Annotated in this window: 18 protein-coding genes; all 18 read right to left on the reverse strand. The window is 64.3% G+C overall.

Going from position 1 to position 18,376, the window contains the following annotated elements:
- Position 1: 1 nt before the first annotated feature.
- Positions 2 to 766: a glycosyltransferase family 2 protein gene (locus VGK27_01880; protein ID HEY3488853.1), complete on the reverse strand. Its 765-nt coding sequence runs from the start codon at positions 764 to 766 to the stop codon at positions 2 to 4.
- Positions 763 to 2,517: a carbamoyltransferase C-terminal domain-containing protein gene (locus VGK27_01885; GenBank protein ID HEY3488854.1), complete on the reverse strand. Its 1,755-nt coding sequence runs from the start codon at positions 2,515 to 2,517 to the stop codon at positions 763 to 765. Before VGK27_01885 ends, VGK27_01880 begins: the two co-directional genes overlap by 4 nt.
- On the reverse strand, positions 2,514 to 3,743 hold the full coding sequence (locus VGK27_01890) for a glycosyltransferase (protein HEY3488855.1): 1,230 nt from the start codon (positions 3,741 to 3,743) through the stop codon (positions 2,514 to 2,516). Before VGK27_01890 ends, VGK27_01885 begins: the two co-directional genes overlap by 4 nt.
- Complete coding sequence (locus tag VGK27_01895; protein HEY3488856.1) at positions 3,740 to 4,519, reverse strand: FkbM family methyltransferase; 780 nt, start codon at positions 4,517 to 4,519, stop codon at positions 3,740 to 3,742. The genes VGK27_01890 and VGK27_01895 overlap by 4 nt, the downstream gene beginning before the upstream one ends.
- A gap of 20 nt (positions 4,520 to 4,539) precedes the next feature.
- Positions 4,540 to 5,055: a glycosyltransferase gene (locus VGK27_01900; protein ID HEY3488857.1), complete on the reverse strand. Its 516-nt coding sequence runs from the start codon at positions 5,053 to 5,055 to the stop codon at positions 4,540 to 4,542.
- The gene (pssD, locus tag VGK27_01905) at positions 5,052 to 5,495 is read right to left on the reverse strand and encodes a PssD/Cps14F family polysaccharide biosynthesis glycosyltransferase (protein HEY3488858.1); all 444 of its coding nucleotides are present in this window, start codon (positions 5,493 to 5,495) and stop codon (positions 5,052 to 5,054) included. Before pssD ends, VGK27_01900 begins: the two co-directional genes overlap by 4 nt.
- Positions 5,496 to 5,505: 10 nt before the next feature.
- A complete protein-coding gene (locus VGK27_01910; protein ID HEY3488859.1) occupies positions 5,506 to 6,147 on the reverse strand; it encodes a methyltransferase domain-containing protein in 642 nt (213 codons plus the stop codon).
- Complete coding sequence (locus VGK27_01915) at positions 6,144 to 7,304, reverse strand: glycosyltransferase (protein HEY3488860.1); 1,161 nt, start codon at positions 7,302 to 7,304, stop codon at positions 6,144 to 6,146. Before VGK27_01915 ends, VGK27_01910 begins: the two co-directional genes overlap by 4 nt.
- Positions 7,301 to 8,155, reverse strand: coding sequence for an FkbM family methyltransferase (locus tag VGK27_01920; GenBank protein ID HEY3488861.1), 855 nt, complete (start codon positions 8,153 to 8,155; stop codon positions 7,301 to 7,303). Before VGK27_01920 ends, VGK27_01915 begins: the two co-directional genes overlap by 4 nt.
- Complete coding sequence (locus VGK27_01925) at positions 8,152 to 9,663, reverse strand: hypothetical protein (protein HEY3488862.1); 1,512 nt, start codon at positions 9,661 to 9,663, stop codon at positions 8,152 to 8,154. Before VGK27_01925 ends, VGK27_01920 begins: the two co-directional genes overlap by 4 nt.
- Entirely contained in the window at positions 9,663 to 10,727 is a 1,065-nt protein-coding gene (locus VGK27_01930) for a glycosyltransferase (GenBank protein ID HEY3488863.1), read from the reverse strand. Before VGK27_01930 ends, VGK27_01925 begins: the two co-directional genes overlap by 1 nt.
- On the reverse strand, positions 10,724 to 11,593 hold the full coding sequence (locus VGK27_01935) for an FkbM family methyltransferase (protein HEY3488864.1): 870 nt from the start codon (positions 11,591 to 11,593) through the stop codon (positions 10,724 to 10,726). Before VGK27_01935 ends, VGK27_01930 begins: the two co-directional genes overlap by 4 nt.
- Positions 11,594 to 11,801: 208 nt before the next feature.
- Positions 11,802 to 12,518, reverse strand: a complete 717-nt coding sequence (locus VGK27_01940; GenBank protein HEY3488865.1) for a class I SAM-dependent methyltransferase — start codon at positions 12,516 to 12,518, stop codon at positions 11,802 to 11,804.
- 260 nt (positions 12,519 to 12,778) lie between these two features.
- Positions 12,779 to 13,738 carry a glycosyltransferase family A protein gene (locus VGK27_01945; GenBank protein ID HEY3488866.1) on the reverse strand — a complete coding sequence of 320 codons (960 nt, stop codon included), beginning with the start codon at positions 13,736 to 13,738 and terminating at the stop codon, positions 12,779 to 12,781.
- A 31-nt stretch (positions 13,739 to 13,769) separates the two neighbouring features.
- On the reverse strand, positions 13,770 to 15,266 hold the full coding sequence (locus VGK27_01950) for a hypothetical protein (protein HEY3488867.1): 1,497 nt from the start codon (positions 15,264 to 15,266) through the stop codon (positions 13,770 to 13,772).
- On the reverse strand, positions 15,263 to 16,270 hold the full coding sequence (locus tag VGK27_01955; GenBank protein HEY3488868.1) for a methyltransferase domain-containing protein: 1,008 nt from the start codon (positions 16,268 to 16,270) through the stop codon (positions 15,263 to 15,265). The genes VGK27_01950 and VGK27_01955 overlap by 4 nt, the downstream gene beginning before the upstream one ends.
- On the reverse strand, positions 16,267 to 17,379 hold the full coding sequence (locus tag VGK27_01960) for a glycosyltransferase family 4 protein (protein ID HEY3488869.1): 1,113 nt from the start codon (positions 17,377 to 17,379) through the stop codon (positions 16,267 to 16,269). Before VGK27_01960 ends, VGK27_01955 begins: the two co-directional genes overlap by 4 nt.
- A 79-nt stretch (positions 17,380 to 17,458) precedes the next feature.
- On the reverse strand, positions 17,459 to 18,364 hold the full coding sequence (locus VGK27_01965; protein ID HEY3488870.1) for a Wzz/FepE/Etk N-terminal domain-containing protein: 906 nt from the start codon (positions 18,362 to 18,364) through the stop codon (positions 17,459 to 17,461).
- Positions 18,365 to 18,376 lie beyond the last annotated feature (12 nt).

Consider the following 18,376-nt stretch of genomic DNA (forward strand, 5'->3'; position numbering starts at 1 on the left):
CTCAGTATACCGGGGGGGGAGAGGCGAAGTACTGATGGATTTTCCGCAATGGCTTGCACAGCAACGTCCAGGGGCGCGGCGACATTCCGTTGACGGTCCAGGCGCGACGATCCATCCGGTTGGCCGCGATCCGGCTGAGCAGGCCGGCGTTACTGGCGCCGCCGATGCGCATCCGGACCAGCACCTCCGGGATGTAGGTCGTGCAAAGGCCGTGCTTCAGGAGAAATCGGAGCATCAACTCGTAGTCCGCTGCGGAGCCCAACGAGAGATCGAACCCGCCCAGCCTCCCATAGACCGCTCTTCTGACGAAGAACGTGGGATGGGGCGGCATCCAGCCCCGATAGAATCCGGCGGGGGAAAGGCTCCCGGCCTTCCAGTACCGGAAGACGCGGTCCTTCGGGGCCGCGACGTAGACGAGGTCTCCGTAGCACGCCTCGATCTCGGGATTCTCGAACACCCGTGCGACCTTCTCCAGGACGTGTTCATGCGCATAGCGGTCGTCGCTGTTGAGGAGGCCGACGACCTCGCCGGTCGCCAGGGCGATCCCCTTGTTCATGGCGTCGTATATGCCCTGGTCCGGCTCGGAGAGAATCAGGGCAGCGGGGGAAAGTTGCCGGACGATCTCGAGCGTCCGGTCGGTCGAGCAGCCGTCGATCACGATGTGCTCGACCCGGACCGTCTGCGCGCGAAGGCTCTCGAGGGAATCGGCGATCGTCGCGGCGCCGTTCCGAACGGCGGTCACGATGGAAAGCGACGGCCGGGTCATCCCGCCCGCTCGACGAACCACTCGCCCAGCACCAGCACGTCCATCCGGGTGCGCAGGAAGCAGTCGAGCGCCTCCTCGGGGCGGCACACCACGGGTTCGTTCTCGTTGAACGACGTGTTGAGCAAGAGCGGCACGCCGGTGAGCTCCCGGAACGCCTCGATGAGCCGGTGGTATCTTGGGTTCTGCCCCTTCGTCACGCTCTGGAGCCGCCCCGATCCGTTCACGTGCGTCACGGCCGGAACAAGGGCGCGCTTCTCTTCCCGGATCGGGTAGACCTGGAGCATGAAGGGGACGTCGTAGTCGGTCTCGAACCATTCCCCCACGGCCTCGCGAAGGATGGAGGGGGCGAACGGCCGGAACGACTCGCGCCGCTTGATCTTGAGGTTGAGGGTTTCCTTCATGTCGGCCCGCCGGGGATCGCCGAGGATCGACCGATTGCCGAGCGCGCGCGGTCCCCACTCCATCCTGCCCTGGAACCAGCCGATCACCTTGCCTTCCGCGATGCGTTCAGCGGTCCGGCGACACAGCGCGTCCTCATTGTCGATCCGGGACACGCGGCAGTTCTCCGCGTCGAGCTCGGATCGCCGCGCCTTGAGGAGGTCGCCGATCGCTTCCGTCGTGAAGCCCGGGCCGAGGTAGGCGTGATCCATCACGAAGCCGCGCGGGTTCCCCATCTCCTGGTTCCAGACGTAGAAAGCCGCGCCGATCGCGCCCCCGCCGTCTCCGGCCGCCGACTGGATGTAGAGATCGCGGAAGGGACTCCGGTCGAACACCTTGCCGTTGGCCACCGAGTTCATCGCGCATCCGCCCGACAGGCAGAGGTTGGGGCTCCCCGTCTCTTCGTGCACGTGCGCCAGGATGTGGAAGAACGCCTCCTCGTACATCGCCTGGAGCGAGGCGGCCAGGTCCCTGTGGTCGTCGGTCAGCGGCTCCCCTTTCGCCCGAGGAGGCCCGAGCAGCTCGGTCATTCCCTCGGAGAAGACGGTGCCGATGACCGGTTCCCCGTTCTCCCAGACCATGGACACGCCTTCCGAATGGTGCCGGAAGCAGTCGAGGTCTAGCTCGAAACGGCCCCCTTTCCTCAGCCGGACGATCCGGCGCATCTGTTCCATCTTTGTAGGAGAGCCGTAGGGCGCCAGCCCCATGACCTTGTATTCGTCGCCGTAATGGGGGAAGCCGAGGAACTGCGTCAGCGCCAGGTAGAAGAGCCCGAGGGAGTGCGGGAACGTCACCTGGCCGGACACCGCGATCTTGTTGCCGCCTCCCTGCCCCCACATCGTGCTGACGAAGTCGCCGAAGCCGTCGACCGAGACCACGGCGGCCGAATCGAAAGGCGAGACGAAGAAGGAACTCGCCAGGTGCGCCCGGTGGTGCTCGACGGCGTGGAGTACCGCCCGCACCGATCCAGCGTCGACCCCGAGCGACCGGCAAAGCTCTCCGCGGATGTCCCGCACCCGCCCGGCGTTGGCCAACCGGTCCCGCACGGCGGAAAGACCAGGGCGTTTCGAGAAGGCGAAGAGCGCCTTCCTGAACAGGTTCGCACCGGGGTTCCGGTTGATGGCGATGTGGTCGACCTCGTCGATGTCGACGCCCGCCTCCGAGAGGCAGTAGCGGATCGACTCGGATGGAAATCCCGCCCAGTGCTTGATGCGCCGGAAACGCTCCTCCTCGGCCGCCGCGACGAGTTGCCCGTCGACGAGGATGCAGGCGGACGAATCGCCGTGGAATGCGTTGATGCCGAGAATGGTCATGGGTTTCCTCCAGGACGGGGCGTCCCGGCATGCGCGCCGCTTCTGTTGGTCGATCGCAGGGCGCCTTCGACGATCCCGTCGACCGCCCTCGCAAGGGAATAGCGCCCGATTCGGGACGGGACCCGCGACTTCCGTTCCTCGAGGCCGTCCAGCACTTTCCCGATGGCGGAAGCCAGGGCAACCGGATCACCGGCGGAAAAGGACTCCCCGATCCCCTCGACCAGGTCGGGCCCGCAGCCGACGCGATCGCTCACGACCGGGACGCAGCCGAAATGCATGGCCTCGTTGACGACCAGCCCCCAGGTTTCGTCGCCTCCGGAAGGCAGGCAGACGATATCCGCTACGGCATAGATGTCCGGCAATCCGGATTGGTTCACGAAACCGGCAAAATGGACGGACAAGCCCGGCACCCCCGACACGGCCGCCTTCATGGGCTCCAGAAGATCGCCCGCTCCCGCCACCAGCAGCGACACCTCGCGTCTTTCCGAGAGACGGCACATCGCCTCTGCCAAGTCCATCGGCCGCTTCTTTTCGATGAGCTTTCCGCAGAACAGCACGACGGGACGCGCGGGAGGGAGGCCGAACCCCTCCCGGATCCGGTCCCGTTCCGGCCGCCTGCGGGACGCCGCCTCTTCCCAGTACGGCGTGTCCACGTTGTGCGGGGAAGAAACGATCCTGTCCGGCGGCGCCCCGAGATCCATCGTGTACTCCCGGACGAGCTTGCCGACCGAAAGGACCATGACGCCGTTGCGAAACAGCGGTCCCAGGATCATCCGCTTCCAGCTTCTCCACCCCGGGCTTTCGTGCAGGAGCGTCGAGTCGCCCCGGTAAAGGACCGGGATGCCCCGCGCCATGCAGGCATAGAAGAAAAGCAGCGCCCCGGGCGAATTGTAATCGTTCCGGAGAAAGACGTCGGCCGTCCCCGCCAACGCCTTCTTGATCGGCTCAAGACTCATGCGGTGTCGGAGGCTGCCCGGCGACGTCCCCTCGGCCCCCGGTAGCAACTCCCAGCGATACCCCTGATCGAGGGGAACATCCCATTGGAACGTGTGCCCGAACCCAGCGTCGAACCCCGGACGCCGCCCGTGGTCTGAAAGATAATAGACGGTCAGGTCGATTTCCTCGCGCTTCGCTAGTTCGCGCCAAATGGGCGCCTGGTACTGGATAAAATGGCTGGCGATGACGCCAAGGCGTGGCCTCTCCGGTTTCCGGGGGGACCTCGTCATCCCCTGCGCCGCCTGGGCGAGCAGGATTCGAGGATCGCCGCTGTCTCGCGGTCCTCCCCGGGGACGAGCACCGCCTCGTCGGAAAACGTTCCCGCATCCAGCGGCTGCCCGTCTAGGCCGAGGACGCGATATCCGAAACCGGCGGCCGACGGGAACAGGCGGCCATACAGATCTCCCGAATGAAGCGACATGAAGATGACGGGCCGGCCCTTGGCCAGCACCTCGCGAGCGCCCTTCAACATGTCGATCTCGGCCCCCTCGATGTCGACCTTCATGACGTTCGGCACGATCCCGAGCGTCCGGGATATCTCGTCGATCGTCGTGACCTCGACGGTCAGCGATCCCCCTTCCGCCAGGCGACTCGTCGCAGGCCCGTCGACCGCAAAGGTCGCCGTGCCCACGCGGTCCGAAACCGCCTTTCCGACGATCGCGACGTTATCGATCCCGTTCATCGCGACATGACGACGGATATACGCGAGATTCCTCGGCAGTGGCTCGATGGCGACCACCCTGCCCCCCGGCCCCGAAAGGACGGAGGCGAAAAGGGAGTAAAAACCCGTGTTGGCCCCCACGTCGAAGAAAACGTCGCCCACCCGGATGCATCGCATCATGCTCATCTGCTTGTCGATCTCGTAGGATCCCAGCCAAACCCCGTGGGTGTGTGCCCCCGTGATCCACTTTTTCCCGCGAAGCGGCCCCTGGAGGATCGGGACGGCCACCCCGTCGGGAATCAGGCCGAGGAGCGCGCGAAGCCCCTTCCCCAACCAATTCCCCATCGGGATATCCCCGAAACGCATCACCATGATTTTCCCGCCTCCGCGTCCTTGTGCCTGCTTTCGCATCTTCCCAGGACATCCCCGATCATCTTTACCAGCGGCGGCTCACTCCCCTGCACCCGGCCGGCCGCCTGTTGCCTTAGCGCTTCCTCGACCGCGCATACCAACTGGTCGGGGCCTTCCGCGAGGACGACCTTCCCCGTGTCGGCCAACACACGCCCGAACTCGACCTGGTGGTCGTCGAGGTGTTCGCCAAACTCCTTGCGCCTGGGCATGACGACCGGAATCTTTCCCGCCCGGAGGGCGTGGATCACGGATCCCGCGCCCGCATGAAGGATCAGCAGATCCGCGCTCGCGAGAAGTTCTCCGAATTCCGCCATGCCCAGGAAAGGCCTCGCATCAAAGCCGGGGGCGCCGAACCGGGTGTGGCCGTGCTGGACGATCACCGGCTGCGGCAACGAAGGCAGGCGCAGGATCGCCTCTAGAAGCCGATCGAACGGCTGGGTCGCGTTCCCCACCGAGACGAAGGTCGTCAAAGAAGCGGCCCCCCGAACCGGCCCTTCGGAAAGAACCGCCGCAGGCTTTCCCACTGATAGAAGAAGTCGTGCGCCAACCGGTACATGATGCGACCCGTGAGCGACGGCGCATGGATCCGGGTGATCGTCTCGACGAAGACCACCCGGATCCCGAAGAGGAAGCGGCCGACTAGCGCGAAGGGCACCGCCGGACCGGCCCCCGTGCTCAGGATGACCGCGGGGCGCTCCTCCCACAGGATACGGAACGCCTCCCACAGGTTCAGGAGGAACTTCCAGTCGCGCTCGGAGTGGGCGATGAACCGGGTCTTGCCTTCCATATCCGGCGGCAGCATCGCCCGGTCGTTGATCACGTAGAAATGATCGTAGCCCGCATACGCGGGCATCAGGCAGCGCACCTCCGTCAGGTGACCGCCGCACGACGAGACGATGCAGACCTTCACGCCCCCACCTTCAATCTTTCCTGGCCACTGCTACCATGGATTTCGCGAATGCGGGAATCCGCCCGACACTACGGAACGCGACCTCGCCGAATCGGGCTTCCCGAAGCAGGGTCCCCAGTGTCTCCTTCGACCAGAACTTGATGTGGCCGAAGTCCCACAGAGCGGTGAAATGCGTGTCCATCTTCCCCGACAGGGCCATCGCCAGATTCTTCCAGTAGCCGTGGTACGGCGTGGAGACGATCGCGACACCTCCGGGTTCGAGCAGGTCGTGGAGCGCCGCCGCAAATTTCCTTGGGTAGTACAGATGCTCCACCACCTCCAGGCTGACCACCGCGGGGAAGGTTCCATATTGTCCCGCAAGGTCGTCGTATGCTGAACCCGTTGCAAGCTTCAACCACGGATAGACCCGGTTCGCGTGCGCAATTCCCTCCGTGGAAGGATCGATCCCGGTCATCTCATACCCTTCCTTCGAAAGGGCATCTGCGACCGACCCGTTCCCGCAGCCCAATTCGAAAACCCGGAGAACCCTTCCGGAGCGCGCCTGCCGCCCCAGCGTCTCTAGGACGACGGGGAGCAGGTGCCGGTGTAAAGGATTGAGTCCCGCGTCGCGGAATCTGTAACCGTATGCGTCATTCGAGGGTTTGTCAGTCACCCCGGGCTCCCTTCAGGCCGCGTGCCGGCCGCCTTTTTGTAGACATCGAGCATGGAAGCCGCGATCGCGCGCCAACCGTAGCCTCTCGCCATCCATTCCCGCCCCCGTTTTCCCATTTCGGCAAGATCGCCCATCTGGATTACACGGACCGCATCCGCCAGTGAAGCGGGGTCGTTATCGACCCACAGGCCGCAGCCGCGGCTTTCCATCTCCGCCCAAGGCGTTCCCCGGCTCGCGATCACCGGCACGCCGTGGGCCAGCGCCTCGGCGACCACCATCCCGAAGTTCTCGGTGAAGGACGGCACGACGCAAACGTCGGCATGCATGAAGGCGGCCGTCCTGTCGTCGCCGTCCACATGCCCAAGGAAACGGACGCGGTCGCCGAGACCGAGCTCGGAGGACAGCCGCCGAAGCGCGTTCTCGTAGTCCGATTCGCCGCTCCCGGCGATCGACAGCGAGAGCGGCATCCCCTCGATCGACCGGATCGCGCGCATCAGGTTCTCGATCCCCTTGATCGGGTGGAACCGCCCGATGAACAGAAGGCGGAGCATTCCCCTTGGCCGCCAGTCGCGCGCGGGAAGCGAATCGGGGATGTCGACGCCATTGGGCACGATGGCGATTTCCGCCTTCGGAATCCGGCGCCGGCTGTCCCTTTCCTCCTCGCGGGACGTCACATGGAGCACGGACCGGCCTGGTGCCAGCAGAGCATTGCAGATTCGCTCCCAGACCGACTTGGTCCATGCCTTGGTCGTGCCTTCCCAGCGCTGCAGCGATCCTCTTGGGGACCAGACCACCGGCTTGCCGGCAAGACGGCACAGCGCCAGCGTCGGCAGGGTCGGGGCGGAATAGACTGCCGTCAGGTGCACCACGTCCGCCCAGCGGATCATCGGCCAGAGCAACCGGAGCATCCCCGGGGAAAAATCCGCCCCCGACCTCCGGCGGCAGAAATAGACTTCGTATCCGCCAGGAAAGGTCACGGGAAATCCCGATACCGGGACGGTATCGGAAAGCCGGGGGCTCGCCGCATCCGTCGTGAGTACCCGGAGGTCCACTCCCGGCAATCCGGCCAACGCGTTGCACAACCCGTGAAGGGAATGGATCGGGCCGCCCCAGTAGGTGGCCGGAAAGAATGTCGGCACGACGTGGAGCACCTTCATCGGCGAGCGGCACCCCGGGCGTAAAGGTAGAAATCGGATCGCGCCGGATCGGCCATCTCCTCCGGCCGGATCCGCCCCCCACCCGTATCCGATGCCTCCACCTCGAATCCCCGGGATTCGAGCAGTTTCCGGAACGCGACGACATCACCGAACCGCGGGTGGATCTCCATGGCGATGAAGCCGACCGAATCGAGCCACTCCCCCGCGGAGGCGAACAGGTCGAACTCCGATCCCTCGATGTCCATCTTGAGAAAGTCGATCCCGTCGAACCCGTTTTTCTCGAGGAGCGATGCCATCGACAGGACCGGCGGGGTCTCGAACCAGTGCGAGCAGCGCTTCTTCCCGTCTTCGCCGCTCAAGACGCCCGTGCCTGCCCCGATAAGTCCGAACTCGATCGAGACGCGGTCGCGCACGCCGTTTCGCTCGAGGTTTTTCCCGATCTCCGGGATGAACCCCGACTGCCCCTCGACGGCGATCACCCGGGCACCGGCCGAGGCCGCGAGCAGGGAAAAGAGGCCGACGTTCGCCCCGAGGTCGACGACCCGGTCGCCGGGCTTGATCGTCGCCTTCCATTGCCGGAGATACACGTTCCGGCAGTACATTTCCCGCACGCCGGGCCAGTGCGCCCCGTCGACCAGGATTTCCGTGCCGAGGGGGCGGACTTTCAGGATCCCCTTCCCCATCCGGCGATCCGCCGGGACGAGGGTGCCCGACTTCAGGATCTCGGGGATGCTGGCGATCACGCAGGCCGAGTATCGCGCGAGCGTCGCCGGGCCGCAGACCCGCCCGATGCCCGACAGTTCTACGACAAGCCGTTTAAATCCTGCTCCCATGTCCTTCCTTTCGCTCACGCCGTGTCGCCTGCGGGATCAGCAGGCGCTCTCAGCACCAGGTACTGGATCGCCAGGCCGATCGCCCCCATCCTGATGATCTCGATGATCACGGAATAAAAGACGCTGTCGACCAGCGTCGTCCCCCGGAACAGGAAAAGGAAGACGATCAGTCCGCCTCCCCCCGCGGGTATGAATACATCTGCCAACTGGCGCTGCGCCATACCGATGAAGAAGAATCCCGCGACGACGGCCGCCGCTCCCCCCGCGAAGTAGAGGTAGGTAAACGGGCTCATCCCGACGGAAGTGTCCCCCGCCTCGATCCCCATCACCTCGCGCACGTACCAGAGCCCGTGCCGGGACATCTCCTTGGATTGCCACAACGCCCGGGGGACGACCGCGTAGACCGGCGCCAGGAGGATGTCCGCCATGAACCGGGGCGAGCCGGGAGGCAGCGGCGTCTCGTCGGCGAACGCCACGCCCAGGGAGGCGATCTGGGTCATGCTGACCCGGGCCAGGAATGCCACCCCCGTACCTGCGGATTCCTCGATGTCCTCAGCGGTATAGCTGTCCCGCTCGGTGAAGGCCGCCTTGATCATCGTGTCCGCGATCGAGCCCACGTCCCTTCCCACGAATGCATCATCCGAGTAGCGGGCAATCCGGAACGGTTCGATGACCGCGTAGGCGACGACGATCGCCAGGGGAACGACCGCGACGATCCGCCAGGGGATCGTTCCCCGCATCAGATAGTGGCCGATGCCGACGATCACGAAGGGCATGGCCACGTTGCCCTTGAACCCGGACAGGAAACCGAACAGCACCTCGACGGTCAGCACGGCAACCAGCAGGCGGCCCTGCCTTCCCCCCCCGGCAGGGTCGAAATACCGCAGCGACAGGAGGAGGAGGGCGAACTTGCCCAGCGATTCCGCAAGCCCGAGGTACTGCTTGAAGGAAACCGTTGCCTGCATGCGGTCGATGTCCGAGCTGTAGCCGTAGATCCCCAGCCTGATCATGAGCAACCGGCTGACGAGGGAGAGCGCAAGGCAGGCGACGATCGTCCCCGGGCGGATATCCAGCCCCGGCCGGAGAACGCGCCTGAGGAAGGAGGAGGCGCGGAACTTCTTCGCGATTGCCCCGGCGATCCCGGACCAGTAGCCCGTCCACATGGCGGCTGCCCCCAGCACGACGAGCAGCATCAGCTTGAGGATGGCCGGGGTGACGTCGGGCAACAGCCCGACGAGCGCCACCTTCTCCTCGGGCATCAGGAACAGCGCGTTCCCAACGCAGAACTGGAGGAATATGGTCAGGAAGGAGGCGAAGACGGCGGGATTCAGCATCCATCGCTCGGGCCTGCGCGCCCTGAGACGACCGACCTCGACCGCGAGATACCCGGTCAGCAGCAGCGTCATCAGCACCAGCTTCCCCTTGGGGGAGAGCGTGTCGTCGGAAACCAGACAGACGACCGACGCACCCGACGCAGAGACGATCGACGCCATCAGGGGAGGCGTCAGCGGAAAGCGTCGGTCCATCACGCGGCCGGCTCCCCGATAGACGGCATGGGGAACCCCCGCTCCTTCCCCGCGAGCGTCGCGAGCAGCAGCTTGAGGCGATGCCGGTAGGTGTGCTCGGCGTGGGCACGCCGCATGCCCGCCTCGGCGACCGCGCGGCGCTCCTCGTCCCGGGGAAGCCACCAGTCGATCTTCCGCTTGAGGTCGGGAATGCCGCGGAACGACACCAACTCCCGGCCATCCTCGAAGAGCTGCCCGAGGCCCGGCCGCCAGTCGACCATCTGGAAGGCGCCGATTCCGGCCACCTCAAACAGGCGCGCGTTTAACCCCCACACCTCTCCATAGTGAAGGGAGTTGAGCACGATCTTCGCCCCCCGGAAAACCCGGGCCTTCTCCCGGCCGAACACGGGACGCCCCCGGTACATCTCCGCCACCGGGTTCGGGTCCATCCAGAGCGGTGGCTTCCCTCCCCAGATCCGGACATCGTACCCGGCCAGGTGACGAAAGACCGAAACGCGCCAGGAATGCTGGGTGCCCGCAGTGGCGATGTCGCACTGGAAGTTCCCCGCCTCCCCATCCGTCTCTGCAAGCTCGTAAGCCGCGGGGTTGAAACATTCCGGCAGGTAAAACACGGGCGGGGTAACGACGCCGTCCAGGACGCGCACAAGGTAGGGCTCCTTGAAAAATGCCGCGTCGTACGGCGCCGTCATGAAAAAGGCCCGACGCAGGTTCACCATCGCATCGGGGAACCACATCGCAACCGGTGCACCCGCCCTGCGCCTCAGTTCGCGCACCTCGCCTGGCCAAAGCGGGTCGCCGCAAACGATGACCGCGTCGAGGGGGCCCTCGTCGACCGCCTGCCACAGCGCGCGCATCCTTCGGGCGCGGATCGCGGGAACGTTGTCGGTGGCCCCATGGACCGCTTCGCCAACCTGGTCGACGCGGCGGCCGAGCCCCGCCCCGAGCCGATGGGCGCGGTAGCCCGGCTCGAAGCGGCGCACGGCGTGCCCCATCCGCGAAAGCGTCTCCGCGATGTGGAGGGCGAACCCTTCCGCGTAATACTTGCCGACGACCAGGATGTTCATTCCGGCCCCTGCGCCAACGTGTTGTACCGGTCGGGAACGACTTCCCGGGTTTGGAACCAGGGCAGTGCGCTGTCGTGGACGATCAGGTAGTTCGCCTCGAAAAATCGCTCCATCTCCGGATGCCAGCAGCTGTACAGGTCAACGTGATCCGGATGTATCCTGCCGATTCGGTACGGCAACCCCTCGACCGCGTCGAAGACGTCCTTAAGGTAGTGCCGGGAGAAGATCCACCGGTAGTTGTACTCGAACTGAAGGACCCGGATTGCTCCCGTTCGCAGGAGCGGCAGCGCCCCCGCAACAACCTCCATATCGTGCCCCTCCGTGTCGCACTTTAGCAGGTGGATGCGACCGATCCCGTGATCGGCGCAGAACCGGGTGGCCGTGACTCGGGAAATGTCGATTGACTGCGTTTCCCCCTCGTTCGTATCCGGGTGGATGGAGTTCGACCCGTCGAACCCTCGGACGTACATCTTTTCGGCTCCCTCCGCGGAAGAGAGCGCCAGTGGGTTAAAACGAAGGTCGATCCCGGCGCCCGAATTCGCCAACCGACCGCGCAGTCTCTCGAAAGTGTGGGGCACCGGTTCGAAGAGATGAAGCAGGAGCAGCGACCGTTCTCGCGGATCGCGAATTTCGTCCCTGAGACACGCTGACCAGTCGCCCACATTCGCGCCGACGTCGAATACCACGAGCCGCTCGGCGGCGGCAGCGCGCGTGCGCCAACCGCCCAGGACGGACCGCTGCACCATCAACTCGCCGTTGCTCCGGATGTTGTTCGCCACGTCGCCCCGGGCTTGCATATAAAGTCCTCGACCCAGCCGCCAGGCCGTTTTTTGCCCGAGCAGCGATGCGATCAATCGGGTCAGCATGTCGTGCGCTCCTCCCCGCCCTGCCATCCGGCCGGATCGATCCGGCAATCGCACGCGCCAACCCGGCGAGCGGCAATTCGTAGCGACAGGCGCCTTCGGACGCGCCTGTGACCATTTCCTGCCGATTCCGGACGACCGCGTACCCCAGCCGCTTGATCACTCCCTCTTGGCAGAAGGAGTGCAAGGCGGACCAGCACTCTATCGATCATTATGCCTCCCGCCCCGCATGGTCGTTGGATTTCACGAGGTAAAACAGAGCCTGGTCTCCTCGCCCCTGTTCGTTCAGCTCCCTTGCGCGATTCGCGAATCCGGCGATTTCCTTCCTCGAGAAAATGGATTCGTCCCGGGTTTCCGCATACGATCGTTTGTCCCTGAGGGATATCCCCTTCAGATATTGCTCACTGCCCCAAAACTGGAATGCCGTGGAATCGTGGACCACCTTTCGAATCTTCAGGCCGGCGCGCTCGGCAAGAATCCCCATGCTTTTCACGGAGTGAAGGTAATAGTGCCTCGGGGCGTCGAGCTGGACCCAGTTGACCCCGTAATAATTCCAGGCGTAGGAAGACGCCAGCGGGATCCCGATCACGCAAGGCCCGCCCGGCGCCAGCAGCCGGGAAACGGTATCCAGCGCTTCGGCGGGATCGGGGACATGTTCGAATGAATGAAGGAAGATCACGATATCCCATTCCCCGACGACTTCCCGGAGACCCATTTTCCGGATTTCCAGGCCGTTCGCGTATCGCAGGTCTTCCCGATTGAACGGGTCGATTCCGAGGAGGTTGCGCAGTCCAACCCCGCGGAGGCAGTTCAGCACGGCACCATGGCCGCAACCAACATCGAGGATCCTGGACTTCTTCGTCACCGAAAGGGGACGGAGGAACCGCAGGGTGTTATTCGGATTGGTCGCATTCAACAAGCGTCCCATGATTCCCTTTCCGGACAGGACATATCCATCTCTCAACCCGGTGAGGTATCCCTTGATCCGGTTGAGGGGGGGAATCGCACCGTAGGACAAATAATCCCGCGGATAGAATCGCGCGATATCGGAAGGAATCTCCGCAATCTGCAGACACTCGCACCTAGCGCACTGGAAATACCGGAATACGTCGCCGTATCCGAACATCCTTTCTCTGGCGTCATAAATCCTGTTGTCCGCTTCATTGCCGCAGATCCTGCACTTCGAATTCATTGGGCGCTCCCCGACGGCCGACCGGCCCCGGGAAAAAATTTCGCGGCAAGAACCCTGGCCGCCCGCGCGGGCGCCATCTCGAAACGGCAGATCCCGTCCGATGATTGACCGATCATCTCCATATTTCCTCGCAGCACCGCATAGCCGAGCCATTTGATCGTCTCGCGGGTCACCCGCATGCGGAACTTTGTCATTTCGAATGTCCGCCGGAATCCCCGGTAAGTCTCCTCCCGGTTCGTCCCGTGGATTTCGTATAGGAATCGCTGCCGCTTCCAGAATCCCGATCTTCCAGTATAGATGCCGGGATAATAATCGGGGCGCTCCTGCCGGGTCACAATGACCGGTTCGGGAACATAGCCGACAGGAAACCTTCGCGCAAGACGCATCCAAAGGTCCACGTCGGCCAGCAACCCGAACGCCTCGCGCATCCCGCCCACTTCCGCCCAGGCATCGCGGCGGATCAACGCCGTGCCGCGGACGGGGCACCCCCATCGAGGGAAAAGGTGCCGCTCGAGGAAAGTGGCCCCATCGATCAATTCGCCGCTGAACGGCTCATCGTCGATCCTGTCCGAGCCATGCACGCCATACGAGTTGAAGACGAACCCGGCATCGGGATGGCGATCCATCAGCGCCCCCCATTTCCTGAGCATGTCGTGCCGGTACAGATCGTCGTGATGGAGCAGCGCGATGTACGGACGGGCGGCCTGCGAGACGACATAATTCGCATTGCCCGCCATCCCCAGGTTCCGCGGCGTCCGGATCGGGACAATTCGCGAATCGGTCTCCGCCATCTCGACGACCTTCTCCCACGTCCCATCGGTGGAGCAGTCGTCGCTCACCAGTAGCTCATAGCCGTCGATGTCCTGTTCTAGCACCGTGCGAAGGGTCGACTCGACCAGGTTCTCGTGATTGTAGGTGACCAGGCAGACCGAGATCTTCCTCCCGAGAGATGCCATCGAATTCCCGTCGGTCACCGGCAGCCCCGGGTCATGACGGAATCCCGGGACGGAACCTGCCCGAGATGGCCGAATACAGCTGGCGCTTCACATCCTGGTCAAGGCGGGTCCAGCCGATCCATCCGGAGGCGACCACCCCTGCGATCGACAAAGGGTAGGTCACCCGCGCAAGGCGCGATCCGACGCTTTCCGCGATCAGGAATACCAGCACCGAACAAACGCCCAAGGAGAAGGACGCAAGCGCGTCGCCCCGCACCCGGACACCGAGATCGATGAGTTCGGCCTTGAAGAAATACCGGTAGGTCACTGCCAGCACGATCCCTTCCGCCAGCAGGATGGCCCCTCCCAGCCCTGCGAAACCGAATCGCCGGTAAAGGAGAGCGCCGGCCGCCAGGCTGACCACCCCGCGGACGAAGGACGACGCGAGGAGCGCCCGGATGTGGTTAATCCCCGTAAGGTAGAGCGTCATCAAAGCCCCGGCGCTCACGATCGAGATGCTCGAGAGCAGAAAGCAGAGCAAGGGCCTGTCGAGCGCAACTCGGCTCCGGGTCCAAAGGGCATATGCCGGCGCGATCAGCGGATAACAGGCCAGGATGCCGAGGTTGACGGCCGTGCCGACGATCGCCCAGTGCGCCTCCTGCAATGCGGCTACCTTCGCCCCCTCCCGATTGGCATGGTAACGCACGACCTCCGGCAGGAGCGGCGTCGTCAGGACTCCGGTCAGCGTCGCCCATAGGTTAGTCAAGGTCCGGACCGTGGTCAGGATCGTGACCATCGCGGGCCCCGAAAGGAAGGAAACCATCAGAACCAGGCCGTTGGCGGACCCCTGTTGGAGCAGGCTGCTTCCCGTCAACCCCAGCGAACGCCCCAGGTCCCTGATTCCGGCGACAGGATCGCCGCCGCGCCACCACGGAAAATAATCGGGAAGGACCCGGCGAATGTAGGCTGCGGAAGCCAGGTAGACGATGGCCTGGACGCACACGTAAATGGCAGTCGCCTGGAAGAGAGACAGGTTCGCAACCGCTGCCGCCATGACGGCCAGGAACTGGCAGACCTGGAAGCCCATCCCCCACCAGGCAGCCTGGTACATCATGCCGGCCGGAATCATGAGTCGATGCAGAATGCTCGGGTAGACGCCGGTAAAAATCCACGCCGGCACCAGGAGAATCAGTGGAGCATTCGAGGCCCAATCCGTCAACACAAGCACGACGCACAGGAGCATCTGGAGGCACCCGATAACGCACAGGCCTGCGACGGACGACGCCAGGCTGCGTTTCAGCTCGTCCCGGTCGCGATAGTAGGCCAGATTGATTCGGTTCCCCACGTACGAGACGTAGCCGGTTTCGAGGGTCCGCAGCATCGTGAATGTGGCCAGAAGCGTCAGCCAACTCCCGTATTTTTCCTTTCCCCAGCAACTCATGCAGACCGGAACGGATACCAGTTGAATCGCGATGGCGATGACCGTCGAGATACCGGTGACGACCGCGACTCTGGCCGCTCGGCGCGTGACGTCGAATTTCCGGATCAAGTCGCCGCTTCCGCCTTCCGTGTGAATACGGCGCAAAGGATCGGCCCCCTGCCCCCCCGCCAGCGCTTCCTGCCGGTCAAGAGGTCTCGCACCGCCCTTGCCGTCGCGAGAAGGCCAGTCACATCGAGGAACAGGGAGATCGGATTCCGGCTTTCCTTCGGATCGAGGGGAGCGATGATCCGCCCGTTTGCGTCGAGGACGCTTCGCCCCGGGCGAGGCGGTCCTTCTGGATCCCGTTGCCGATAATGGCTCGCGTAAAAATCCGTGAAATCGACGAACCGGACGTCAAGACGATGCCGTTCCGCAAGATACCTCAGCGACGTTTCCCCAAGCCACCAGAGGTGTACGGGAGGAAGCTCGGAATCCCAGGTCGACCGGGGGAAGGCGGACCGGTTCGGCGTCGTGACCAGGATCTCGCCGCCTTCGGCCAGCAGGGCCAATGTCTCTTCCAGGAGGCGGTGGATGTCGGGAACGTGCTCGATCAACTGATTCATCACCAGCACATCGAACCGGCTTCGCCCGGATATGGCGGCGACGTCCTGGCCGGACCGGAAATAATGGGGGCCGAACCTGCGCGTCGCCTGGTCGACCGCATCCTGCGACAGATCGATGCCCACCGCGTCAAATCCGTCGCGATTGAGGGCATAGGTGAAATATCCCAAGCCGGACCCGATCTCGAGGACGGATACGCTGCTGCCTTTCCCCCTTCTTTCCCTGAGCGCGTTACCAACGGCCCAATAGGACTCTTCCCGACCGCAAAGAAAATCGAGCGGAGACTTTTCGTCGACGATGTTCAAGCAATAAAGGTAATAACGATTGTATCCGGGCACGCGTTCGATCGCGTTGTAGATGCACTCGTATATGGAATCATCCACCGTCATCGGCCAGGCGAAAGCGCTGCCGCAGCCGCTGCAACCATACAGGTCGAATCGGCTGGATTCCCGATATCCCGGATAATCTTTCGCCATGACTTCGGCAGGACAGCCGCAAAGCGGGCAATTCACGTCGAATCCTCACGCTGGCGAAGCGAAGGCCGGATCGCCAGCAATTCATCCACCCTTTCCTGGAACGCCTCGAACGAGAAGTATTCGAGCCCCTCGGGAACGACGCCGGTTTTCGCGGAGAACGACACCAGGATGGCGGCCTTCAGTTCCTCCCTCGAATCGGGGTCGACCAGCGTCCCCAGCATTCCGTCGCGCAACGCTTCCCTTCCCCCATCGCTCTTGCTCCCGATGACCGGCACGCCGCACGCCATCGCCTCGAGGAACACGATCCCGAATCCTTCCCCCTTGCTCGGCATGGCGTAGACGTCGGCAAGCCGGTAGTGGTCGACCTTCTCGTCCTCGGGAATCATTCCGGCGAAGACGACCCACTCCGACACGCCAAGCACACGCGCTTTTTTTTCAAGACGACCCCGGTCGCTCCCGTCGCCGGCTATCAGATAGGCGACATCGGGGGCCGCGCGGGCCAATTCGGGGAGCACATCGAGGACGGCATCGAACCCCTTGCATCGCTCCTGCGACACCAGCCGCCCCAATGTCATCACGACCTTCTTTCCGCGCAACCCGTAGCGTTCGACCAACGCCCCGTTCCGGGGACCTGGCGTAAACCGGGCGAGGTCGACCGAGTTCGGCAGGATAAACCCCTTTTCGGGCGAAAGGCCGGTCCATGCGGCGAAGCGGTCTCGGGTCAACTTGCTGACGGAAATGAACCGGTCGACCCGCCTCGCAAGCGAATTGCAAACGCGGTTGTTCGTCGGTCGCCAGGCATCGATCCCGTGGACGACCAGCAGAAGCCTGGCGCCCGTCAGCCGGGCGCTCGGCCAGGCGGCGGGAAGCAGGTTGATGTGTCCGCAGACCAGGAGGTCAAAGCCGCCGGCCGCCCGCAATTCGGCCGCCAACACCTGCAGGTAGCGGGCTTTGCCGCCCAGGCCGGCAGTCACGTATTTCAGCTTGGGGGGCTGCGCCTCGCCCGAATTCGGCATCAGTCGTGGAATCGCCACCACCTCCTCGACCGCCGGGTTCGCGCAAAGGGCCGTCAACAGATCACGATTGAACTTCGCGATCCCGCCGTGCCCGCCGAAGGCGTCCGTCAGCAAGCAGAGAATCCTCAAGGAACCGGCCTCCGGCCGACGGGGGAGGCCGGGGGATCATACGCGAAGATGGAGGCGATACCACACACTCTGAAATCGCTCAGCCGGCCCGGCATTCCCGTTTGCGCCTGGCGAACAGGACGACATAGCCGAAGACGGCCGCGGCGGAGGTTGTGGACAGGACGATCCTGGCCCGTGCGGGGCGGGACTTCATGTCGGGCGCCCGGACGGAATCGAGGATCTTGAACCCGAACTGCTCCCGGTTCCTGGCCATCATCTCCCGCTCGGCTTCCTGCCCGTAGAGCGTGTAGAAACGGTCCCGCACGAGCGGGTCGAACGTCCGGGCGATCTGCTCTTCGATGAACCGCTTGTTCCGTACGGCCCGCTCGAGCGCTTCCTCCTGCAGGCGGCTCTTCGCCTCCTCGAGATAGAAGCCCACGATCCGGGCGGATCCCTCCGCCGTCAGCGACTCGAACGAGATGGACAGGGTGCCCGCCTTCTTGTTGGGTGTCAGTTTGAGCGCACGATTCGATGCCCGGATCGCCTGCCAGTCGCCCGGCTTCCGGGCGCGGCCCGCCTGCGCGTCGTCGGAGAATCGAGCCATGAGGCGCTCCCGCCAACCCGGCCGAAGCGTCCCGGTTCCGGGGTCGTATCGTTCGCCCAGGACGATCGGCCAAACGTCATGCTTCGAGAAGACGCGCGCGGTCACGTCCCGGCTCCGGAACAGGGCGTCGAGATCCTCGATCTTCGAGGCGTTCCCGACGGGCAGGCCGATCGAGGCAAGCGCCCCCGCGGCCGGGTTGATCTTGCTCTCCTCGGCCGGAGGCGTGATGACCGCGGTCGCCTGGTAGTAGTTCGGCATCTCCCGCACGACCAGGATGGAAGCGACCCCGACCACCAGGGAGAACAGGCCGATCTTCCACCACCCGCGCCTGAGCACCGCCCAATAGACGCCGAGGTCGATCTCGGCCCCTTCGTCCCGCGTCACGCCTTCGCCGTCCGCCATCGCTCCCCCGTC

The organism is Candidatus Deferrimicrobiaceae bacterium (assembly GCA_036504035.1).
Classification (GTDB): domain Bacteria; phylum Desulfobacterota; class Deferrimicrobia; order Deferrimicrobiales; family Deferrimicrobiaceae; genus JANXPS01.